The sequence below is a fragment of the Natronincola ferrireducens genome (assembly GCF_900100845.1).
In the GTDB taxonomy this organism is placed as follows: Bacteria; Bacillota; Clostridia; order Peptostreptococcales; family Natronincolaceae; genus Natronincola_B; species Natronincola_B ferrireducens.
In genome coordinates this window covers 119793-141509 of record NZ_FNFP01000002.1, presented here as the reverse complement: position 1 = coordinate 141509, position 21717 = coordinate 119793, and the positions used below count along the sequence as shown (strand labels likewise).

The window sequence follows — 21717 nt, the reverse complement described above, 5'->3', positions numbered from 1 at the left end:
CATATTATTTTATTATATCAAATTTCTACCTAAATGAAAAAGTGCTCTTTGTAACGAAAAACCTGTATCCAAAGATACAGGCTATAATTATTTTAAAAATTCCTTTGTTTTGTTCAGGATATTATGAGCTATTTCTAGTTTTGTGGCTTTATCAACTTTCCGAACATCCCCCTTTTTATCAATTAAGTAGACAATATTCGTGTCAGTAGCAAATCCCGCACCTTCTTCAGTAATATCATTAGCTACAATAAAATCCAAGTTTTTCTTTATGATTTTTTCTTTTGCATACTCTATAACATTGTTTGTTTCAGCTGCAAATCCCACCAATACTTTATTTTCTTTTATTTTTCCTAGTTCTGCTAAAATATCAGGATTTCTTGCTAAGGTTAAGGTTAAGTTACCTTCTTCCTTTTTTATTTTTTTATCAGCAATATTTTCAGGCCGGTAATCTGCTACTGCAGCAGATTTAATAACAATGTCCTGTTCAGGAAAATGCTTCATAACAGCAGCATACATGTCCAGGGTGCTTCTAATAGAAATAAGGTTGACACCTATAGGTGGTGCTAGCTTAGTGGGACCTGCAATCAAGGTAACATCAGCACCCCTTTTACTGGCTGCCTCTGCTAAAGCATAACCCATTTTGCCACTGGAATGATTGGTAATAAACCTTACAGGATCTATAGCTTCTGCCGTCGGTCCCGCAGTAATTAATATTTTTTTACCTAGCAAGTCTTGTTCCTCTGTTTCAAGTTCTACAAGGAACTCTATAATTTTATCAACATCTGCTAATTTTCCTGTCCCAATATCTCCACAGGCTAATCTTCCTGATTGTGGAGGGATAAATTCATACCCTAAGTCCTTTAACCGTTTCATATTAGACTGAAAAATTTTATTTTCATACATTTTTGTATTCATGGCAGGTGCAAAAACAATCTTTGCAGTTGATGCCATAATTGTTGTGGATAACATATCATCAGCAATGCCATTGGCTACTTTACCTATAATATTTGCTGTGGCAGGAGCTACTAAAATAATATCCGCTTTTTGAGCTAAGGATATATGCTCTATATCCCAATGTCTAGGGGTTTCAAAAATTTCTTTAATAACAGGATTTTGGCTTAATGCTTGGAAAGTATGGGGGTTGACAAATTCCATAGCAGCTTTTGTCATAATAACGTCTACATTTGCAGAAAGCTTTTTAAGCCTACTGACAATATCACAGGCTTTATAGACAGCAATTCCTCCCGTTACTCCTAGCACAATGTTTTTTTTATTTAACATTATTCATTAACCTTTCTATCCTTCTCTTCTACAGCTGGTGTATAGGTCACCACATCTTCTACAATTTCATGGGTTGCTATAGAAACTGGTTTAAGAGAAGGAGCTTTCACCTTTGGTTCATTTCCGTCTATTAACTGACGGGCTCTTTTAGCCACTGCTACCACTAAAGTATATCTACTATCTACCTTTGTCATTAACTCATTTGTTGATGGATATAACATGTTATCAAACCTCCTTAAAGTATGGATTTTATGTTGTTATGCATTCTACTAACTTTACATTTCTCAGCTTTAATAATAGCTTCTACATCCCTTGTAGCTCTTTCAATATCATCATTGATAACAGCATAGTCATATTTTATTACTTGCTCAATTTCTTCAATAGCACAGCCATATCGTATTTCAATATCCTTATCACTTTCTGTTCCTCTACCCACAATTCTATTTTTCAGTTCTTCCAAAGAAGGAGGTAGTATAAAAATAAAAATACCATCCTTAAATTTCTCTTTAACCTGAAGGGCTCCTACTATATCTATTTCTAACAGAACGTCATTACCACTGTCTAGGTTTTCTAATACATAGTTTTTAGGTGTACCATAATAATTTTCATAGACCTTCGCATATTCTAATAAAGCATCCTCCTGTAGCATTTCCTCAAATTGTTCTTTAGAAATAAAATAATAATTCTTTCCTTCTACTTCACCTTTTCTAGGACTTCTAGTAGTAGCAGATACAGAAATTTTTATATCCTTGTTTGCATTAAGTAGACTCTTGCAAATCGTTCCTTTTCCTGCCCCTGAAGGTCCTGATATAACAATCAACAATCCCTTCTGATCCATAATATATATCTCCTCTTCCTTACTCTATTCAACTTCAGTTATTGTTTCAACATCTTTGTCCTTTGAATTTAATCTATGGGCAACTGTTTCTGGTTGCACTGCAGATAAAATAATGTGATCGCTATCTGTTACAATAACAGCTCTAGTCCGACGCCCATAAGTAGCATCTATTAACATACCTCTGTCCCTAGCCTCTTGAATAATTCTTTTAATAGGCGCTGATTCAGGGCTAACAATGGCAACAATACGACCAGCAGAGACAATGTTACCAAAACCAATATTGATTAATTTTATATTCATTATGTGGCCTCCCTATTCAATATTCTGTATCTGTTCCCTTATTTTTTCTAACTCGCTTTTAATATCTACTACAATATTAGAAACGATTAAGTCATTGGCTTTAGAGCCGATGGTGTTAACTTCCCTATTCATTTCCTGAATGAGGAAATCCAACTTTCTTCCAACAGCATCATCTTGTTCCATAGCTTTTTTAAATTGCTCTATATGACTATTAAAGCGAACCAGTTCTTCTGTTATGTTGCTTTTATCAGCAAATAAAGCCACCTCCATTGCTATCCTTCCTTCATCCACCTCTAAAGCTTCATCTAATATTTCTTTAATACGCTTTGTTAGTTTTTCTCTATACTCCTTTACTATCTCTGGCGTCCTTGCTTCTATTTTCCCTATTAAACCTATAAGTATATTAAGGCGCTTCAATAGGTCTTCTTTTAATTTACTTCCTTCGGCCTTTCTCATATCCATTAAATCCTCTAAAGCATTTACTAGGCCTTTTTCTAAAAGTCTCCATATTATCTCTGCATCTTCTTCTTGTTTTTCAAGCTTTAGGACATCAGGAAACTTTGCTATAGTTGAAACTGCAATATCCTTTTCAACCTTAAAATTATTATGAATTTCCTCTAATGCCGTTATATACTGATGGGCTAGAGCAACGTCTGTAACGACCTTTACATCACTTTCCCCAAGATTTTTATAGGTAATAAAGATCTCCACTCTACCTCTTTTAATATATGCTTTTATTAATTGTCTAATATTATCCTCTAAGTAGGTAAAACTTCTGGGCATCTTAATACTTATATCCATATATCTGTGATTTACGGATTTTACTTCAATTTGAAAATGTTTACCCTCCTGTTGTCCTTCCCCTCTACCAAACCCTGTCATGCTAATCAACATAAATTCATCCTCCGTTTTCATCATTCTCCCTTTAATATTCTATATGTCACCTGTTAGATTTACAAGTCTATTGTTTAAGATTCTTTGAAAAAATATACCCCACAGCATATATCCTCCGCGGGTCCCTCCATATCTATATTACCATCTTCAAATATAGTAATTATTAGTTCTCCACCCTCTGTATTAACCCGAACAGTTTCATCCACCAGTCCTAAGTAGTGGGCAACACCACAAACACTGGTTACGCCAGTACCACAGGCTAGGGTATAACCGGCACCCCGTTCCCATGTTCTAACTTCTATGTGGCATCTGTCTACAATCTTGGCAAAATTAACGTTTGTCTTCTCAGGAAACATCCTATGTGTTTCGATAATTGGCCCCCATTCTTCTATTGTGGCTAACTGTAAATCTTCAGTAAAAATAACAGTATGGGGGACCCCCATTAAAACCGTTGATATAACAAATTGTTTGTCCTCTAGCTCTAAAGATTGATTGATAAATTTGTCCACCTCTTCTGTTACAACAGGGATTTTGTTAGGTTCTAGGATCATCTTACCCATGTTAACAACAACAGTATGTACTTTATCATCCTGTTCCTTTATGCTAATGTTTTTGATACCTGCTAAGGTTTCAATAGAAAAGTGTCTTTTCCTTATCAATCCTTCATCAAATACAAACTTGGCAAAACACCTTATACCATTGCCACACATGTTAGCCTCGGAACCATCACTGTTATAATAATGCATTTTGAAATCAGCTATTTCAGATCCAGCCACCACCATTAATCCATCGGCTCCAATACCAAATCGTCTATGGCAGCTTTTTATAGCTAGCTGGCTAAAATCTTTTTTATAGGGGAAATTTTCATGTTTTATGATAACAAAATCATTTCCCGCTCCATGGAGCTTTTTAAAGGGTATATTCATTTTTACACCTCACTCTATTTTAAAGTGTTAACACTTTTATAGGAATTTATTTTTGTTAAAGTAAATTTTGATTATTTTTTAGCTAGTTTAAATTTCTTTTAATATTAAAAGCATACTAATAATAGTTAAAGAATGCAATAGTTTCCTTCCATAATTGTTATAGATTCTATGTTTTTTGCATTCAACATCCTTTTATGCTATAGTAGGATTACCAAATGAATAGGAGGCATAGATTATGGCATTAGACGGTTTAGTTGTATCTGCTTTAGTTTATGATTTAAATAAATTATTAACCTTTAATAGGATAGAAAAAATCTATCAACCAGAAGTTGATGAAATTATTATACATTTAAGAGGTCAAGGAAAAAACCTTAAGCTTTTATTATCTGCTAATAGTAATTATCCTAGAATACACTTTACAAATACAAATAAAGAAAATCCCGCTACTCCTCCAAACTTCTGTATGCTACTACGAAAATATTTACAGGGAGGGAAAATAGTAGCTATTCAACAACCAGATTTCGAAAGAGTTGTTAAACTTACAATTGAAACCTTAGATGAATTAAATATGGTAAAGTCCAGGGAATTGATTATTGAGATGATGGGTCGTCATAGTAATATCATACTAATAGACTGTGAGGATAACAAAATTTTAGATAGTATTAAGAGGGTTTCTTTAGATGTTAGTCGTTATCGTCAAGTCTTACCTGGATTACAGTATGCTATGCCTCCTTCGCAGAATAAATATAATCCATTAACGGTCAATAGTTTCCAAGACTTTCAAACCCTCTTGAATCATTTTTCATCTCTTTCAGTAGAAAAAGCTATATATAATTGTTTTACAGGGATCTCTCCCTTAATCGCTAAGGAAATTGCTTTTATAGCTAATGTTGATAATGATGGACTTATTAGTAATCTATCAGATTTAGAATTCATTGAATTATTTAATGGATTTTCCTTCATTACAGCAACAGTTAAAAATCACAATTATGTTCCTTCTATTTTTATAGATACCAACCGTAATCAATACGTTGACTTTAGTGTTGTTGATTTGAAGCATCTATCCTTTTGTACACATGAAGCAGCTTCCTCTACCAGTGAAATGCTAGAAACTTTTTACATTCATCGTGATTCAAAAGAAAGGATTAAACAAAAATCCTATGACATGAGAAAAGCAATCACCATCAAGCTTGAACGGTTATACAATAAGCTTCAAAATCTTCACCAAGATCTAAAAAAAGCAGAGAAAGCTGATAGCTATAAATTAAAGGGAGAACTTTTAACTGCTAACTTATATCAAATTCAAAAAGGTATGGATACCATAGAGGTAATTAATTATTATGATGAAGCTCAACAGGCTATTAAACTTCAGTTAGATAAAAGGTTAACTCCCTCCCAAAATGCTCAGGCCTATTATAAAAAATATAATAAATCAAAAACTGCTTTGTTAGAGATAGATAAACAGTTAGAAAAAACCCAAACTGAAATTAATTATCTAGAGCAAATCATTGTTAATATAGATCAATCAACTTATCTTTCAGATCTTGAAGAAATCCATAGTGAATTAGTAGAAATAGGTTACCTTAAAAAGCGTTACGGTAAAAAAGTTGTTGCTAATTTTAAAAAGTCTGGTCATTTAAAGTATAAATCCTCTGATGGATTTGAAATATTAGTAGGAAAAAACAACAAGCAAAATGATGAAATCACTCTAAAAATTGCTGATAAAGAGGATTTATGGTTTCATGTTAAGGATATGCCCGGCTCCCACGTCATTTTAAAAGGAAACAACCAAAAGTACTCACAAAGAGCCATTGAAGAAGCTGCTTCTTTAGCTGCCTATTATAGCAAAGCCAAAAACGCTACAAAAGTAGCTGTAGACTATACCCAAAAGAAAAATGTGCGAAAACCCAAAGGCGCTAAACCAGGTATGGTAATCTATGATTATTATACTACTATTTTAGTAGACGGAAACGAGAAGGCTATTTGCAACCTATATCAAATGAGTTAATGCCTTATTGATAAAGAGCAACCCTATGTATTTACATAGGGTTTTTTTAGAGTTTTTCAATAATAACAAAGTTGTTTTTGTCTATTTCTTCAAGATTTACCTTAACCACTTCATCCTTTGCAGTTGGTACATTTTTTCCTACATAATCTGCTCTTATAGGTAGTTCACGATGTCCTCTATCCACCAGTACAGCCAATTGAATTGTATTTGGTCGTCCAATGTCAACCAAGGCATCCAAGGCTGCTCTAACCGTTCGACCTGTATATAGAACATCATCTATTAATATAACTTTTTTTCCATTTATATCAATATGTATTTTAGAGCCGTGAATGACAGGATCAAGATTTTCCTTTGTTAGATCATCCCGGTATAAAGTAATATCCAGTACCCCTACAGGAACAACTACTTCTTCTATAAGTTTAATCTTTTCTACCAGACGATGTGCTAAAGGTACTCCTCTAGTTTTGATGCCAACTAAAACAATGTCCTTAGCGCCCTTGTTTTTTTCTAATATTTCATGGGCTATTCTTGTTATAGCTCTATTGATGGCTTTATCATCCATCAAATGTACTTGTTTTTTCATTTTTACACCTCGCTTTATAAATTAACAATTTATCCCTGGGAATTACTACTTCCTATTATTTTCAATAATCTTTCAAAGTTTTGAGGTAAAGATACCTCAAATTCCATATACTCCCCTTTGCTAGGATGAATAAATCCTAAAACCTTAGCATGTAAAACTTGACCCGCTAGGTTAAACTTTTTAGTATTGCCTCCATACACCTCATCCCCTAGTAAGGGGTGCTTGATATAGGATAAATGAACACGAATTTGATGGGTCCTCCCAGTTTCTAGCTTTGCTTCAATATATGTATATTGATGAAATCTTTCCAATACCTGTATATGGGTTACAGCCTCTCGGCCCCCCTCTACCACTGCCATTTTTAAACGATGAATAGGATGTCTGCCAATAGGAGCATTAATAGTGGCCTTATTTTCCTTAATTCTTCCGAGGGTAATAGCGTGGTACTTCCTCGTAATCGTATGTTCTTTTAATTGTTCGGCTAAGGATCTATGGGCACAATTATTTTTTGCAACCATTAATAAACCAGAGGTATCTTTATCAATTCGATGGACAATTCCGGGACGAATTACACCATTGATAGAGGATAACTGATTTTTACAGTGATATAACAAGGCATTTACTAAAGTGTTTTCATAGTTTCCCGGAGCAGGATGTACAACCATATTTTGAGGTTTATTGACCACAATTACATCTTCATCTTCATAGACAATATCTAAGGAAATATTTTGAGGTTTTATATCTAGTTCCCTAGGAGGGGGTATCAATACCTCAATCTCATCCCCTTCTTTAACAATGTACTTGCTTTTTTCATGTTTATTATTCACCTTAACCATACTATCCTTGATAAGCTTTTGTATATAGCTTCTGCTTAAGTCCTTATATTCCTCTGAAATGTACAAATCCAACCGAATACCTTCCTCTTCTTCCGATACAAAAAATACTTCTTTATCCAAAGCGTTACATCTCCTTTTGGTTCAAGCGATCGTATTTTAAAATAACATAAACAATCAGTATTTGGCCTATTACAATAGCAGAGTCTGCAATATTAAATACAGGCCATACTCTAAAATCAATAAAGTCCACCACAAAGCCATATAATACCCTGTCAATTAAATTGCCTATAGCACCACCGACAATTAAGCTTAATCCAATCATCATAGGCTTGGGGTAGTCTTTGTTTTTTGTAAAATAAATAATGATAAATCCTACAACAGCAAATGTCATAATAACAAAAAACCATTTTTGATTCTGAAGTATACCAAAGGCTGCACCACGATTTTCAACATAGGTAAAATATAAAAAGTTTTTTATTATAGGAATTTCTCCAATTTCTTTTAAATAGTTTAATGCTAATATTTTGCTCACCTGATCCAATAACAATACAATAAAGGATATAATGTAGTTCATATACGAGCCCCTTTCTTCTTTATTACTTTTATGATTATATCATTCTAAAAAGAAAAAAGATACAAAAAGTACCTTTTTTTCTGTGTTATTATTGAGAATCCTTCTTTCCTTTTCTTTCCTTAGTTGTGCCTGGTATCTGGCTTTTATAGTGTCCTTCAGTTATTTTATCTGTTCCCTCAACAATACCTAAACTATCATCATCAAATACCCCTTGATTATCTCCGGTGGAAAAAGAAGGATCACTTTTCACTTCATTATACTTAGCTACTTCTTGATAAGCATCCTCACCATCATAGCCTGTGTAATCATCAGTATTTTTATGGGTTCTGCCAAAAGGAGGCCTCAGTAGTCTTTCTTCTACAGGTCGATTACTACTAGAATCATATAGAGCTACTTTTCCTTTTTCACATTCCATACAAGTATCTGCCTCTGGCAATATTTCTAGTCTTTCTTCAGAAATACCACCACTACAATCTCTGCATATCCCATATTCATCATTTTCTATTCTTTTTAAAGCCCTATCAATCTCATGCAATCTATATTTTTCGTTGTTTTCCAAATTTGCCTGCATAGATGTCATAAACATTTCTGTGCCCAAATCTGCCGGATGATTGTCATAAGCCGACAATTCTTCAGTATATTCCTTCATAGACCCACTATGGGGTTGATGTTCCTCCATTCGTCTTAGGGTATCAACAATTTCTTGTTTTTCTTTTAAAAGTAAGTTTTTAAAATGTTCTAGTTTTTTTACATTCAAACAATAACCCTCCTACCTATAATTTTCAATAATTTCTATTAAATCTGCTATGATCTTACCAATGAAGGGAAGATTTACCCAACTGCGTAGCATATAAGCTAATAACGCTATAATAAGTCCTGTGAGCAGGGTAAAACCTATGCCCATACCTATGCCTCGAACTAACCCCAGCAAAAAATTCATTAAAAAAAGCTTTTTAGGGCTAGAAACCAACGCCACATATTCTGCTACCCTCATATTATCCATTTTTCTAGATAAATCCTCTAGCTTATCACCTAGATTTGGCTTTTTTCTATTACTAGACATATCTGCTCTCCTCTGTTAATATATTTTAACCCTTTCAGTGAAATTTATCCTTCAGTATATTGTAGTCCTGCGGCTTTTACTTTGTAAAAATTGGAGATTCAGTGCTACATCAAGTAACTTGGGTACCTTTTTCTTTACAAATAAGTATTGTTTTAGCTATTAAGTAGGGTCATTATACAGCAGTAAAAATAGTACTTTACATAGTAGGAGCTTACGAATATTTTAAATTTGATTCAACATGTCCATAACAATTGCTTTTGAATGATTGGCAGCCTCTGTAACAAATTCTGTAAAACTGGTATGGGCCGACCCATCCGCTTTATCTGACATAGCTCTAATTATGACAAAGGGTACTCCATTTAAATAACAGGTATGTCCTATAGCTGCCCCCTCCATCTCTGTACAATAGGCTTGAAAAACTTCCTGTATTTTATTTTTTAATTCAGGACTACTAACAAAAACATCCCCTGAGACAATTCTACCCTTTAATACCTTATGATTTTTCAACGCTTTTTTTGCTGCCCTATACCCCATATCCAGCAAGTTTTCATCTGCCTTAAAGATAGAAGTATCCATCCTTGGTATTTCACCTATTTTATATCCAAATCCTGTTACATCAAAATCATGCTGCTGTACATCTGTAGAAATTACTACATCTAAAACCTCTAAGCTATCATGAATTCCTCCTGCTACTCCCGTATTAATAACAGCTTCTACTCCAAGTTGTCCTATCAAGATTTGAGTGCATACTGCAGCATTAACTTTCCCAATTCCACAGCGAACTAATACAATCTCTCTACTTGACAGCTGTCCTATATAAAAATCCATATTCCCTATATTTTTAATCTCTTGAACCTTCATTTCGTCCTTAAGAATATCTACTTCCTCATCCATTGCTCCAATAATACCTATCCTATTCATATTTTTACCTCCTAAATTTTCTAAGAATAATCCTTTTTAACTGTTGTTAAAGTATAGACCTTTTTCAGCGTTTTTTATACGCAAATCAAAATCTCGTTCAAGTTATTGATTAGAACGAGACTTTATCATACTTAATATTAATGCATCTACTAACAAATCATTAACTTCCTTCTAATTCTTCTTTGGTTTCTAATAATGTCTCCAATTGAGATTGTAGTAAGGTTTTATACCTAGTTTTAAAAATTTTCATCTGTTTTTTTACTTCTTCATATTCATACTTTACATCTTCTACATCTTTTTTGGCATTATTAATAATTTCTTTTGCTTGTATCTCAGCTTCTTCAATAATTAGCTGAGATTTTTTAGATGCATTACTTTTCACTTCCTCCGCTGTGTTTTGGGCTACAACTAATGTGTTTTTCAAAGTTTCTTCTAAATTTTTATACTGTTCCACCTGTTGCTGCGCTTTCTCTATCTTATCCTTTAATTCAGCATTTTCTTTAAATAGCTTTTCATAATGTATCATAACTTCGTCTAAAAATTCATCTACTTCCTCTTCTTTATAACCTCTAAACGCTTTTTTAAACTCTTTATTTTGAATATCTAAAGGTGTAAGCATTAAGGTCACCTCCATTATTATATTGGTTTTTTCAGTTTGATATGTACTCTACCTGATTTTGTTTCCCCTTGGATACCCTCCACAATTATACGTCCTCTACCTCTTACAGAGATAACATCACTGGGATGTATTTCATAGAAATTTTTATTAATAGGTTTCCAGTTTATATATACTCTTTCCTTAGCTATTAAGCTTTGGGCTTCACTTCTGGGCACTTTAAATCCTAAGCTGACAATACTATCTAGTCTTAATGAAGCAACGGTACCACTTAGTTCTTTATAGGTCACATCCAAAGGCTTTAATTCTTCTAACCCTATTTCTTTAATGGATATAGAAACATTTCCTACCTTATTCAAGTGAAATTTAAGAAAGTCTTTTAACTCCTCCTGCAAAACTATTTGACAACTATTTTCATTAATGATGATGTCCCCAACCTTTTCTCGTTTAACTCCTAATGATAATATAGCCCCTAAATAATCTCGATGATTTAAGGTTTTGAATTTTATATTCCCAGTGAGTTCTAAAGCAGCCACAGGGATTTTTACAGATTCAAGTGCCAAATAATCTTGAAAGATAACAAGGACTTGTCTCTCTGCCCCTTTGTATCCTCCAGATGCCTTGAAAGCAATATTTTCAAAGTTAGACAATACTTCTTCTACAGCTGTTATCTCATATGGATTTAAAAAATCTGTTCCTTTAATATCATGGTTTCTTAGGACGCCTTCTACCTTGTCCAATATTTTAACCATTGAATGTCTTAATGCATCATCCTTTATATGATGTATATACTGTTCTTTGTCAATCACAGGCTAATTACCAGCCTTACCAGCAGTGAATAGCCCATATTCACCAATAATATAGCTAAAATTGGTGAAAAATCTATCATGCCGGTATATCCAAGTTTGTATATGAGATTTCTTACAGGGGATAAGATAGGTTCTGTTACCCCATAAATGAACTGCACCAATGAACTGTGGGGGTTTGGGTTAATCCAAGAAAACAATACTCTAATCAAAATAAAAACATTGATTAGTCTAGCTAAATAGTATAATGCCCTTATAATATCTGAGGTTGCAAACAAATATAATCACACTCCTTTTTATTTCTGCCAGGGAAAAACCCCTTTATTTTTTAACTCCTCTTTAATGTTCCCCATAATGTCTACATTGTTAGGAGCTAAAATAAATATACCTGTGGAAACCTTTTGAATATTTCCATCTAAGGCATAGATCGCACCATTTAAAAAATCAAAAAACTTTCTAGCTAAATCAGGTTCGATATTTTCTAAATTAATAATAACAGGTTTTCTGTTTTTTAAATTGTCTACAATACCTGGAGCTTCATCAAAATTGCTAGGCTCATAAATAATTACCTTCATTTGTGTTGTTGTATGTATATTTAAAATTTTATTCTTTTTATTACTATTTAAGACAGGTGTCATATCATCCTGCTGATATTGTTCATCATCACCCTGTATCTCTTCCTCTTCAAATACATCTAACCCCATAAAATATTTTACCTTATCAATAATTTTTCCCGCCATAATTGATCCTCCTTAGTCTAGTAGTTACGTTCTCCAAAAATTTTACTTCCAATTCTTACCAAAGTTCCACCTTCTTCAATTGCTACTTCAAAATCATTAGACATACCCATAGATAAATATTTCATTTGGATATTATGTAATCCCATTTTTTCTATCTCTAAAGATAGTTCTTTGAGGCTTTCAAAGCAAGCTCTTGTTTCCTTTGCTTCCTCAACATAGGGAGCCATTGTCATTAAACCAACAATATGAATATTATGCAGTTTACTAATTTCCTTTAATAAATCCTTTGCTTGTTCTCGAGATACACCATACTTTGTCTCTTCTCCCGAAACATTAACCTGTAGAAGACACTTCATTATAAGACCTGATTTTTTAGCTCTCTTATCTATTTCTAAAGCTAAATCATAGGAATCTACAGAATGGATTAGAGCAACTTTATCAATAATATATTTTACTTTGTTTTTTTGAAGATGGCCAATCATGTGCCATTGAACTTGATCTCCTATTACTTCATATTTCCTTAACAACTCTTGGACTTTGTTTTCTCCTACATGTTTAACTCCATACTCTATAGCTTTTTTTATAATCTCTGGCTCCACTGTTTTAGTTACAGCAATTAGTTGTATATCTTTAGCATCTCTTCCCGCCTTTAAAGCTGCTACACGGATTTTTTCTTCTACTTCTCTAAGATTGATGTTAATATCTATTGTCAAACAAATTCCTCCTTACCTAATTTAGCGTACTTTATCGCCTTCTGAAATTTTTTCAGCATACATTATTATTTCATCATAAAAGTTTATGGTGTTTACTCTATTACCCTCATGTTCAAAATAACCATGATAAACAATTGCATATTCTCGATTCCTTCCTTTTACCTTAACAGGTACAAATCTAGAAAAACCATTAATATCTAATCGATACACACCCTCTTGTCCTTCTTTCTCTATAATAGCTGTTTCAGGAATCATAATACCTTCATAACTACTTTTAATCATATCCAGATCAAGGGTTCGTTCCTCATAAAAGCTTTCCATAAACTCATTTAAATCCAGTATAACCATATTGCTTTCTTCCTCAGAAATAATATTCCTAATAAGTGCATTGTATTCTCTAGGATTTCCCCGTTGTCTTATCTTTATGGTCTTTCCCTTCTCCATTCCTTCAATCTCTGAGTCCTGTAATTCAACAATAATACTCCATCGATGGCTCTTTATAATCTTTATATTCTGCTTCTGTAAATTATTTCTCCCTGACTCATAAGTATTTTCAATTACCCTTAATTGTTGCCCCGTAATTTCATCTATATTCTTCAAACTTAAAATGTCTTCTAGTCCATCGCTGCCTACAGCAACTATGCCTGAAAATTCACTATATATTTTCTCAACAGATGCATTAACTTTATTTTGAAGGATCTGCCGTTGTCTCTCCAATTGCTCTAAATTTTGACCAGCAAAGCTTTTTTCACCGCTGATAATACTTTTCTTCTCCACTAAAAGGGCTATCTTCTCTTTTAATCCTTTTATCTTTTCATATTGGCCTTCCTCTATATTTTGCTGTATTTCCTTAGAAATTCCAGCTATCTCTTGATTGATTTTCTCAATATCTCTATGGAAAATTGATTGCTGGGTTTGCTGTCCCTTAATATTCTCTATTCTTAAACTGATTATCTCTAAATCTTTTGTTGTTTTCTCATCCACCTCATCTAAGTAAATAGTAGCTAGTTTTTGACCCTTTGCTACCTTTTCTCCAATGTTTACAGCAAGGTTTATTTCTCCTTCCCCTAAGGTTCCAACAACTTTTTCATCCCTTACAACAAGTCCTTCTCTTGATACAAGTGATTCTATTTTACCATACTCTGCTATATAGGTCTTATTGGTTGCTTGACTAAAAAATGGAGATACTCGTGATAAAAAGTATAACAATATAATCATCCCTATAAATAATTTACTAACTTTTTTAAAGGAAATCCTCTTGTTTGCTTTTCTTTTTTTTTCCAAAACCATCACCTGCCTGCTTGATTCTTATTATATTTATTCTTCATTTCCCTTTAAAATCCTTCATTGAATATGATAAATTTTGTAATGCTTTGGCACTAAAAAAGAAAAAGCCACCTTATGGCAGCTATCTTACTATTAATAATACAATTCAAAGAACAACATAAGTAATCCAAACAAACAGCCAATTAACAAGGCAAACTCTAAAATCTGCAGAAGCACCTGGTATAAAACTCGATATTGCTGTTTCTTTATCTCCGCTATAGCACTTTTCTTACCCATTGACTCCTTTGTAATCATAAGCTTTTCTCCCATATTATTTATATTTGTACAACCATTATATTGAGTACACTATAAAAATATGCCCACTACTCCTGTCTATAACAAAATAAAATCAACACTGACATTCTGTTCTTAATCATATAATGAAGGGGTGGAATTTTGTAATGAAGTGAAAATTAGAATAGCTTTAATTTTTAAAAGCAGGTTAGAGTATACTACTAACCCGCTTCTTTCTATCGCACGATAGACTTGTTTGCAATTTTCAAGCTTACCATTTTATTTAATTCTTCTTCAGTAATATCTTTAAATGTCCTAAACTGGTAACCCTGTTCTCTTAGCGTTGTGATTACCTGGGGTAATATTTCTGCCATTTTTACATTCCAGGAAACATCATGGCATAGTACTACAATAAAATCTTTATTTTTTGCCCCTTGGAATATATTGTTCAGCATCTTATCTTTATCATTATAATCAGGACCTGCATCACCAGATGAAACATTCCAATCAATGTAATAATACCCTTTTTCTTTTATATCCTCTGTAAGCTGAGGCATAAATTGTTTACCTCCATATCTAAAGGAGCTATGATTGGAGGACCCACCAGGAAAGCGAAAAATGGGAGGTACCTCTATGTTTAATATGTTTTCAACAACTTCTTCTGCCCTATAAAAATCATCATAAAAGGTTTCAAAGGTACTATAAATGCTGTAATCATGAGAATAAGAATGGGGTAGAACCATGTGCCCCTCATCATAGGTTCTTTGTACAATATCAGGTTGATCTTCCGCTAATTTCCCTATAACAAAAAAGGTAGCTAAAACATCATGTTCCTTCAATATATCTAATATTTTAGGTGTTAAAGAAGTGGGCCCGTCATCAAAGGTTAGAAATACCTTTTTAGAAGACTTATGACCCTCTTGTCCATAATCCCCTATGTTTGGAAGTGGTTTTTTCCCATCTTCTGTGTTGATGGTTTCATGTTTTTTATTTTCTTCCTTTTCTTTGTTCATTTCTTCTTTATCGTTAAATTCATCCTCTAAACCTTTTAGGTTATCTTCATTTTCTACGACTTTCTCTTCTTGAAAGCCTTTTTCAATTTCTTGTAAATCATTAGATGTTATATGTTTTCTAGTTTCTGAAAAAGAAAATCCTCCTACAACAAGTCCTATAACCATTATCACAGCAATTAATATTCCACTTAACTTTTTCATCCCAATCTCTCCAGTCTGTATAAGTTTTCTTTTGTTATCTCTATTATATCGGACATTTTAAAACATTCACTGAAGAACTGTTAAGCTATTATGAAGAAACTTTAAATTATTTGTAATCCTTTCAGTCACTTGCCTCCTCTACCCTCCCCCTTTATCTTAAATCTATCCTTCTATTTCCATTGTAACAATTTATTCGACATTCTTCTATATTAAAATTAACGTATAAATAAAAAAAGAGTAAATTCGACATGACTTTATAAACCAGCAATCTCTTGTAGTAAATACTAGGACATTTCAATTGAATTATATAAAGATTAATTAAGTTTTTGGCTATATTAAAGATAGATGTTGATATTGTATAAACAAGATATTAAGTGATTGTCACTCTGCCCATAGGGAAAAGTCTAAGATCCTTTGGTTCCCTCACGATGACAGAATTCAGGAATTCATGGAATGTGAAAATCAACAATAGTTTTTAACCAAGCCAAGTTTTTAAGAAGTGATGTAGCTATACTGTCTTGTAGTATTACTTAGCTATTACCAAGGCAATATTGAAATTTCAAAAAAGTAACACAATGTGTCGAATTGTTTAGGGGATAGGTTGTCTTCTTTATGCAATAGAGGGTCTACAATAAAAGGTAGGGTCCCTCTTTCTATTGAAGAAGTGAACACTACCTTGGATTAATACTTATATTCATAATAGAATCATCCTATAATTTCATAGGCCTTTATGACATCTCTACCCTTTTTGGTGATCTTCATGGTTCCAAGTAAAGCCCCCTGATTTTCAACAATTCCCAGTTCTCCTAACCGTTTTAGATACATATGTACTCCTCTAGTAGATTTTACATTTACTAATCTACATATTTCCCATATCGTTGGGTAAAATCCATTATCTCTTATAAATTTCTCAATGGCTTTTAAAATCTCTATCTGTTCACCCTTCACTTGGACATCCCTCCATCCCTTACATAATTTGCTTAGATTCATTATTATTTTACCTGCTTTGATGTAGTTTTTTTCCATTGTTCTAGATATTGTCTTAATTCCCTTACTGTTCCTACAAATACCATCGACTTCATTACTACCCCTCCCGAATTCAAACGTATGTTCTGTTTTTATTATATCAGAACATACGTTCTTAGTAAAGGTAATTTATAACTAAAATGAAAATTTAAATTCTGCTTTTTAGAGTTTAGTCTTGCACGAAGGAAAGTGGAATTTAGTCTTTCACACTAATTTCAGTTGCCCCCTTGTCGTGCAGAAAATCCTTAAAATCTATGGTGTTAAAGCTAAAAACTGGTTTATTAAGGTATTGACATAGAAGTTAATCCTGCATAAAATGGGTAACTTCTAGACACTGGAATTTAGTTTTTCATTCAACAAATAAATTCTTTGTATTTACTGTTTCTCAAAAAAAGTCTTAGCACTAGTTATGCTAAGACTTTTTTATCTATTCCCCTTGTTCAGTTGGGTGAATCTTTGGTGCTGGTTGAGTCTCTGATGGACTTTCAGTAGTTGTGTGAATTCTACTCTTTAGTATTTGGGTTAAGTCAGTACCAGTTAAGGCATTGACGGTTTCAGGTAAGCTAGCCATAATATCTGTAATATATCCAGAAACCTTCGCGGCTCCTTTTCCTTCTCCATTTCCAGAGTCCACGATAACAATTTTCTCTGTCTTCGATAAAGGTTCTGCGATAGCCTTAGCAATTTCGGGAAGCTTTTCTATAATCATTTGGGTAATAGCAGCATCGTTGTACTGCTTAAAGGCCTCTGCCTTTTTCATCATGGCTTCAGCTTCAGCTTTACCCTTTTCACGAATAATATCTACTTCTGCCATACCTTCAGCCCTCTTAGCTTCAGCAGATGCCATCCCCCTTAGCTTAATAGATTCTGCTGATGCTTGAGCATCTTGGATTTCTTTGTATTTAGCTGCATCTGTCCTTCTTTCAGAGCTATACTTTTCAGCTTCCGCTTGCTTCTTAATGGTCGCTTCCAGTTCTCTTTCTCTACGAAGGGCCTCTTGTTCTGCAAGTTCAATTTCTTTTTGCTTTCTAACGATTTGAACCTGCATTTTTTCCTTTTCAACTTCCTGTTGAACCTTACTTGCTTCGATTTCATAGGCTAAGTCAGCCTTGGCTTTTTCGGTTTCCTGATCTTTTCTATAGGCTTGAACCTTTAATTCCTTTTCCTTAGATGCTTCAGCAATTTGCGTTTCAGAAATTAGCCTTGCTTGCTCCCCTTGTTTATTGGCTTCAGCTGTTTTAATCTTTGTTTCTTTCTTGGATTCAGCTTCAGCAATTTCAGCGTCTCTTTTTACTTCTGCAATTCTCTTTTTTCCAAGGGCGATTAAATAACCATTATCATCCTTAATATCACGAATCGTAAAGGCTTTGATTTCTAGCCCCATATCTGCTAAGTCTAGAGCTGCTACCTCTTGAACTTGAGATGCAAATTTTTCTCTATCCTTATAGATTTCTTCTACGGACATTTTAGAAATAATCTCACGAAGCTTGCCTTCTAATACGTCCTTTGCTGTATCCTTTATTACTTCTATTGTTCTAGCTTCATGGCCTGTATTAAACTGCTCTACTGCAGATAAGATAGATTCTTTATCAGATTTAACCTTTAAAACAGCCACGCCATCAGCCTTAATATCTACTCCTTGTTCTGTTAAAGCACCATCTGTTCTCACTTCGATCTTCATGTTTTCTAAGGAGATCTTGTCGGTTCTCTCTAATAGCGGAACAACAAATCCCCCACCCCCAGAGATTACACGTTTTTTAAGTCCTGTAATCACCAATGCCTTGTCCTGAGATACTCTTTTCCACATCAATAAAATACCTAGAATAAGTAAAACAATAACTCCAACTATAATAATTGGTATAAGCATAAAAATTCCTCCCTTTGACTTTTTTAAGTATACTTAGTAAAATTTTCCCTCCTCTACTGGTTGAATTATTTTTAAAAAATAATTATATATTTAGTTGCAGATCTTTGAACAGCAGCTACTGCCCTAGTTTATATTTTTTCTACATAGTAAACACCTTTTTCTATTGCAATAATGATTACTTCTTCTCCCCTTTTAATATCCACACCCTCCCTTGATTTTGCAGGGGCAGAGTAGGTGTTTCCCCCTTTACTATATACAATACTTCCGAAGACATTAGCTTTAATCTCTAATTTTACTTTGGCTCGATGACCAATGAGCTCTTTTTGTGAAATAGCACTGGTGTTTTGAGCCTTATGCAAGGGAACGATTACGAGTTTATAAAGTAAGGTGGATACAATTAAACCAGATGCTGAAGCAATAATTGTTGCTAAAAAAGATTCTATCCCTCTATTTAAGCTAATGAGTCCTACTCCTCCAAATACAGTAATAAATGCAGTGATAACTACGGGTTTTAAGGGAGTAACCGTATTTCCACTCCCGTGAGAATCAGTATCCGAATCAAAATCCAGATCCACATCTAAATCCACGTCTACATCTATATCTCCTCCTGCCCCCATAAAGTTAAATATCTGACCTAGAGCAAAGGAGACGACAGCAAATAGTGCTCCAGTTTTAAAGCATATATCAAATACTTTAAACATGTTTCAGTCCTTCTTTCCATCTATTTTATATTTGCTTTTATATGCTTACATCAATATATTACATGCCCTCTATTTCTAATGATTTTCCATAGGACTCAATTTATATTTTTTATGAAATAGACTTCCTATTACAATATTAACTATCCTAAAATTTAATGATACATTTTTGATTACAAAATGATTACATTTTCTATATAGAGCTCCCCTTTGTTCTAGGATACTAGAATTTAGAATTATGGAATTTTACATATATGTATATATTTCTACATCTCCTCTCTATTTCCTTTTGAAAAACAAAACCCTCTTAAAAAACGATATTTTTTAACAATTAATTTTCAAATCTTGCTAGTAGTTTTTTCAATGAAAAATTAATCCTCCCTGACTTTTAGCTTATCCCACTAAACTTCTCAATCTATCTACTACTTGAGCTAAGCTTTCTTCTTTCAGTGTTGATCCTTTATTAATAACATTGACCAACTATCTAATTGTTTTTTTCTGCAAAAAGTAAAAAAACCTGCATTCATTGAAAATACAGGTTTGAACTGGTCTGGCTGACAGGACTTGAACCTGCGACCTCCAGACCCCCAGTCTGGCGCGCTACCAAACTGCGCCACAGCCAGTTATTTAATTAAACTACATATTACATTGTATGTCGATTTTATGTTATTGTCAAGTATTTTTGCCATAAAATTTTAGGGGTATACATCTATACCCCTATTTTATGACGTTTTCGTCCTAACATTTAGAAAAAAATCCTTATAAGATAATAGCAATAAAACCGCCGTTACCTTCATTGATAATTTTTTGTAATGTTTTTTGCAGTTTAATTCTTGTGTCATCTGGCATTGTATTGATCTTATTTTGTAATTGCTCTTTAACCAAATCATGAAGAGATTTACCAAACATATTGGTTTCCCATAGTTTTTCTGGATTTTGTTCAAACTCTTCTAATAGATATTTAACTAATTCTTCACTTTGTTTTTCTGTACCAACCACAGGTGATACTTCTGTTGCAATATCTGCTCTAATAAAGTGTAGAGATGGCGCATTAGCCCTTAGTTTTACACCAAATTGATTGCCATGTCTAAATATTTCCGGCTGTTCAAGAGCTAGTTCTTCTAAAGCTGGGGGGACTAAACCATATCCTATTTCTTTTACATCCATCAAAGCCTTCTCTACTCTATCGTATTCCTTCTTTGCTCTGGCTAGTTCAGTAATTAATCCTATTAACTGATGATCTCCTTCAATATTATACCCCGTCTTCTCTTCCATAACTTTATAGAACAAACCCTCATCTGTAGCTAACTCTATTAAAGCACTACCCTCTCCCATCTTAATATTTTCAAGGGCTACTTTCTTGATATTCTCAATTTCCTTTAATCCTGACAACATCCCTTCAATATTTTTAAGTCTTCTTGTTTCTCCAGCAATGCCTTTGATTCCCTTCATGATTGTAGACTTTAACCAATGGGTAGATTCAATGCTTTCTAACCAGCCTGGTAGATTAAAATTAATTTCTGTAATAGGAAACTCAAATAAGACATTTTCTAAAATTTCATGGATATCGTCAATATCCATTTTAGCACAATCCTTAGCTACTACAGAAACACCGTACTTTTCTTCTAGGCTATCTCTTAAAGCTTCAGCCTCTTCCGAATGTGGATATTTACTATTCAAAACAATTGCAAAGGGTTTGTCAATTTCTTTTAACTCATTAATAACCCTTTCTTCTGCTTCAATATAGCTTTCCCTCTCGATATCTGTAATGGAGCCATCAGTAGTTACAACTAATCCTATGGTAGAATGCTCTTGAATAACTTTTCTTGTACCAATTTCTGCTGCTTCTTCAAATGGTATTTGTTTTTCAAACCATGGAGTATTTACCATTCTTGGCTGTCCTTCCTCTTGATGTCCTAAAGCCCCTTTTACTAAATAGCCAACACAATCAATCATTCTTAACTTAAAGGATGCGTTTTCTTTTAGTACCAGTTCTACAGCCTCATTAGGAACAAACTTAGGTTCTGTAGTAGTAATGGTTTTTCCTGAACCACTTTGTGGAAGCTCATCCTGTGCTCTTTCCTTTTTATAGGTGTTTTCTATATTAGGTAAAACCAATAAATCCATCACTCGTTTAATCAAGGTAGATTTACCTGTTCTAACAGGTCCTACAACACCTATATAAATATCACCTTGGGTACGTTGTGCTATATCCCTGTATATACTATATTTTTCCATTCTATCCCTCCTTAT

25 protein-coding genes and 1 tRNA gene are annotated in these 21717 nt (G+C 33.5%); 1 reads left to right on the top strand and 25 read right to left on the bottom strand.

Features of this window, described 5'->3' with window-relative positions; genetic code table 11:
* Positions 1-87: 87 nt before the first annotated feature.
* Genes coaBC through dapF form a run of 6 tightly spaced genes read right to left on the bottom strand, consistent with a single transcriptional unit; the run spans position 88 to position 4239 of the window.
* A complete protein-coding gene (gene coaBC, locus BLS22_RS06140) occupies positions 88-1281 on the bottom strand; it encodes a bifunctional phosphopantothenoylcysteine decarboxylase/phosphopantothenate--cysteine ligase CoaBC (RefSeq protein ID WP_090552118.1) in 1194 nt (397 codons plus the stop codon).
* Positions 1281-1502, bottom strand: coding sequence for a DNA-directed RNA polymerase subunit omega (rpoZ, locus tag BLS22_RS06135; RefSeq protein WP_090552114.1), 222 nt, complete (start codon positions 1500-1502; stop codon positions 1281-1283). Before rpoZ ends, coaBC begins: the two co-directional genes overlap by 1 nt.
* A gap of 14 nt (positions 1503-1516) precedes the next feature.
* The gene (gene gmk, locus BLS22_RS06130) at positions 1517-2119 is read right to left on the bottom strand and encodes a guanylate kinase (protein ID WP_090552110.1); all 603 of its coding nucleotides are present in this window, start codon (positions 2117-2119) and stop codon (positions 1517-1519) included.
* A gap of 24 nt (positions 2120-2143) precedes the next feature.
* Positions 2144-2419 (bottom strand): extracellular matrix/biofilm regulator RemA, encoded by a 276-nt coding sequence (gene remA / locus BLS22_RS06125; protein ID WP_090552106.1) that lies wholly within the window; start codon positions 2417-2419, stop codon positions 2144-2146.
* Between the two features lie 12 nt (positions 2420-2431).
* Positions 2432-3337, bottom strand: coding sequence for a YicC/YloC family endoribonuclease (locus BLS22_RS06120; RefSeq protein WP_330386477.1), 906 nt, complete (start codon positions 3335-3337; stop codon positions 2432-2434).
* A gap of 50 nt (positions 3338-3387) precedes the next feature.
* On the bottom strand, positions 3388-4239 hold the full coding sequence (dapF, locus tag BLS22_RS06115) for a diaminopimelate epimerase (RefSeq protein ID WP_090552103.1): 852 nt from the start codon (positions 4237-4239) through the stop codon (positions 3388-3390).
* A 235-nt stretch (positions 4240-4474) separates the two neighbouring features.
* Here dapF and BLS22_RS06110 point away from each other — a divergent pair, with 235 nt between their 5' ends.
* The gene (locus tag BLS22_RS06110; RefSeq protein WP_090552101.1) at positions 4475-6247 is read left to right on the top strand and encodes an Rqc2 family fibronectin-binding protein; all 1773 of its coding nucleotides are present in this window, start codon (positions 4475-4477) and stop codon (positions 6245-6247) included.
* A gap of 46 nt (positions 6248-6293) precedes the next feature.
* On the opposite strand, the gene pyrR is transcribed toward BLS22_RS06110, so the two are convergent.
* The 19 genes from pyrR to spoIVA all read right to left on the bottom strand — a co-directional run bounded on the left by pyrR (position 6294) and on the right by spoIVA (position 21702).
* Positions 6294-6830 (bottom strand): bifunctional pyr operon transcriptional regulator/uracil phosphoribosyltransferase PyrR, encoded by a 537-nt coding sequence (pyrR, locus tag BLS22_RS06105; RefSeq protein ID WP_090552098.1) that lies wholly within the window; start codon positions 6828-6830, stop codon positions 6294-6296.
* Positions 6831-6859: 29 nt separating this feature from the next.
* Positions 6860-7786 carry an RluA family pseudouridine synthase gene (locus BLS22_RS06100; protein ID WP_090552095.1) on the bottom strand — a complete coding sequence of 309 codons (927 nt, stop codon included), beginning with the start codon at positions 7784-7786 and terminating at the stop codon, positions 6860-6862.
* 4 nt (positions 7787-7790) lie between these two features.
* Positions 7791-8240: a signal peptidase II gene (lspA, locus tag BLS22_RS06095; protein WP_090552091.1), complete on the bottom strand. Its 450-nt coding sequence runs from the start codon at positions 8238-8240 to the stop codon at positions 7791-7793.
* An 88-nt stretch (positions 8241-8328) separates the two neighbouring features.
* Positions 8329-8997, bottom strand: a complete 669-nt coding sequence (locus BLS22_RS06090; protein ID WP_090552087.1) for a TraR/DksA C4-type zinc finger protein — start codon at positions 8995-8997, stop codon at positions 8329-8331.
* 12 nt (positions 8998-9009) lie between these two features.
* On the bottom strand, positions 9010-9303 hold the full coding sequence (locus tag BLS22_RS06085; RefSeq protein WP_090552083.1) for a DUF5665 domain-containing protein: 294 nt from the start codon (positions 9301-9303) through the stop codon (positions 9010-9012).
* A gap of 222 nt (positions 9304-9525) precedes the next feature.
* Positions 9526-10224 carry a 5'-methylthioadenosine/adenosylhomocysteine nucleosidase gene (locus BLS22_RS06080; protein ID WP_090552079.1) on the bottom strand — a complete coding sequence of 233 codons (699 nt, stop codon included), beginning with the start codon at positions 10222-10224 and terminating at the stop codon, positions 9526-9528.
* A 160-nt stretch (positions 10225-10384) separates the two neighbouring features.
* Positions 10385-10843 carry a DivIVA domain-containing protein gene (locus BLS22_RS06075; RefSeq protein ID WP_090552075.1) on the bottom strand — a complete coding sequence of 153 codons (459 nt, stop codon included), beginning with the start codon at positions 10841-10843 and terminating at the stop codon, positions 10385-10387.
* A 17-nt stretch (positions 10844-10860) separates the two neighbouring features.
* Complete coding sequence (locus tag BLS22_RS06070; RefSeq protein WP_090552072.1) at positions 10861-11649, bottom strand: YlmH family RNA-binding protein; 789 nt, start codon at positions 11647-11649, stop codon at positions 10861-10863.
* Positions 11646-11924: a YggT family protein gene (locus BLS22_RS06065; protein ID WP_090552068.1), complete on the bottom strand. Its 279-nt coding sequence runs from the start codon at positions 11922-11924 to the stop codon at positions 11646-11648. Before BLS22_RS06065 ends, BLS22_RS06070 begins: the two co-directional genes overlap by 4 nt.
* Before the next feature lie 18 nt (positions 11925-11942).
* Positions 11943-12386 carry a cell division protein SepF gene (locus tag BLS22_RS06060; protein WP_090552065.1) on the bottom strand — a complete coding sequence of 148 codons (444 nt, stop codon included), beginning with the start codon at positions 12384-12386 and terminating at the stop codon, positions 11943-11945.
* A 17-nt stretch (positions 12387-12403) separates the two neighbouring features.
* Entirely contained in the window at positions 12404-13105 is a 702-nt protein-coding gene (locus BLS22_RS06055) for a YggS family pyridoxal phosphate-dependent enzyme (RefSeq protein ID WP_408633664.1), read from the bottom strand.
* A 15-nt stretch (positions 13106-13120) separates the two neighbouring features.
* Positions 13121-14383, bottom strand: a complete 1263-nt coding sequence (locus tag BLS22_RS06050) for a biotin/lipoyl attachment domain-containing protein (RefSeq protein WP_176762080.1) — start codon at positions 14381-14383, stop codon at positions 13121-13123.
* Positions 14384-14518: 135 nt separating this feature from the next.
* Complete coding sequence (locus tag BLS22_RS15075; RefSeq protein ID WP_176762079.1) at positions 14519-14680, bottom strand: hypothetical protein; 162 nt, start codon at positions 14678-14680, stop codon at positions 14519-14521.
* 215 nt (positions 14681-14895) lie between these two features.
* Complete coding sequence (locus tag BLS22_RS06045; RefSeq protein WP_090552056.1) at positions 14896-15873, bottom strand: polysaccharide deacetylase family protein; 978 nt, start codon at positions 15871-15873, stop codon at positions 14896-14898.
* 705 nt (positions 15874-16578) lie between these two features.
* The gene (locus BLS22_RS06040; protein ID WP_176762078.1) at positions 16579-16821 is read right to left on the bottom strand and encodes a LexA family protein; all 243 of its coding nucleotides are present in this window, start codon (positions 16819-16821) and stop codon (positions 16579-16581) included.
* A 505-nt stretch (positions 16822-17326) separates the two neighbouring features.
* Complete coding sequence (locus tag BLS22_RS06035; RefSeq protein ID WP_090552047.1) at positions 17327-18766, bottom strand: flotillin family protein; 1440 nt, start codon at positions 18764-18766, stop codon at positions 17327-17329.
* A 128-nt stretch (positions 18767-18894) separates the two neighbouring features.
* Entirely contained in the window at positions 18895-19467 is a 573-nt protein-coding gene (locus BLS22_RS06030; protein WP_090552044.1) for an NfeD family membrane protein, read from the bottom strand.
* Between the two features lie 543 nt (positions 19468-20010).
* Positions 20011-20087, bottom strand: a tRNA-Pro gene (locus BLS22_RS06025).
* 136 nt (positions 20088-20223) lie between these two features.
* Entirely contained in the window at positions 20224-21702 is a 1479-nt protein-coding gene (gene spoIVA, locus BLS22_RS06020; protein ID WP_090552041.1) for a stage IV sporulation protein A, read from the bottom strand.
* Between the last annotated feature and the right edge of the window lie 15 nt (positions 21703-21717).

Bases quoted from the DNA above. Each gene is read 5' to 3' on its own strand.
- gmk (WP_090552110.1), bottom strand. From the start codon at position 2,119: ATGGATCAGAAGGGATTGTTGATTGTTATATCAGGACCTTCAGGGGCA.
- BLS22_RS06080 (WP_090552079.1), bottom strand. From the start codon at position 10,224: ATGAATAGGATAGGTATTATTGGAGCAATGGATGAGGAAGTAGATATT.
- dapF (WP_090552103.1), bottom strand. From the start codon at position 4,239: ATGAATATACCCTTTAAAAAGCTCCATGGAGCGGGAAATGATTTTGTT.
- BLS22_RS15075 (WP_176762079.1), bottom strand. From the start codon at position 14,680: ATGATTACAAAGGAGTCAATGGGTAAGAAAAGTGCTATAGCGGAGATA.
- BLS22_RS06120 (WP_330386477.1), bottom strand. From the start codon at position 3,337: ATGATGAAAACGGAGGATGAATTTATGTTGATTAGCATGACAGGGTTT.
- BLS22_RS06060 (WP_090552065.1), bottom strand. From the start codon at position 12,386: ATGGCGGGAAAAATTATTGATAAGGTAAAATATTTTATGGGGTTAGAT.
- BLS22_RS06030 (WP_090552044.1), bottom strand. From the start codon at position 19,467: ATGTTTAAAGTATTTGATATATGCTTTAAAACTGGAGCACTATTTGCT.
- BLS22_RS06045 (WP_090552056.1), bottom strand. From the start codon at position 15,873: ATGAAAAAGTTAAGTGGAATATTAATTGCTGTGATAATGGTTATAGGA.
- BLS22_RS06075 (WP_090552075.1), bottom strand. From the start codon at position 10,843: ATGCTTACACCTTTAGATATTCAAAATAAAGAGTTTAAAAAAGCGTTT.
- BLS22_RS06110 (WP_090552101.1), top strand. From the start codon at position 4,475: ATGGCATTAGACGGTTTAGTTGTATCTGCTTTAGTTTATGATTTAAAT.
- pyrR (WP_090552098.1), bottom strand. From the start codon at position 6,830: ATGAAAAAACAAGTACATTTGATGGATGATAAAGCCATCAATAGAGCT.
- BLS22_RS06085 (WP_090552083.1), bottom strand. From the start codon at position 9,303: ATGTCTAGTAATAGAAAAAAGCCAAATCTAGGTGATAAGCTAGAGGAT.
- remA (WP_090552106.1), bottom strand. From the start codon at position 2,419: ATGAATATAAAATTAATCAATATTGGTTTTGGTAACATTGTCTCTGCT.
- rpoZ (WP_090552114.1), bottom strand. From the start codon at position 1,502: ATGTTATATCCATCAACAAATGAGTTAATGACAAAGGTAGATAGTAGA.
- spoIVA (WP_090552041.1), bottom strand. From the start codon at position 21,702: ATGGAAAAATATAGTATATACAGGGATATAGCACAACGTACCCAAGGT.
- lspA (WP_090552091.1), bottom strand. From the start codon at position 8,240: ATGAACTACATTATATCCTTTATTGTATTGTTATTGGATCAGGTGAGC.
- coaBC (WP_090552118.1), bottom strand. From the start codon at position 1,281: ATGTTAAATAAAAAAAACATTGTGCTAGGAGTAACGGGAGGAATTGCT.
- BLS22_RS06035 (WP_090552047.1), bottom strand. From the start codon at position 18,766: ATGCTTATACCAATTATTATAGTTGGAGTTATTGTTTTACTTATTCTA.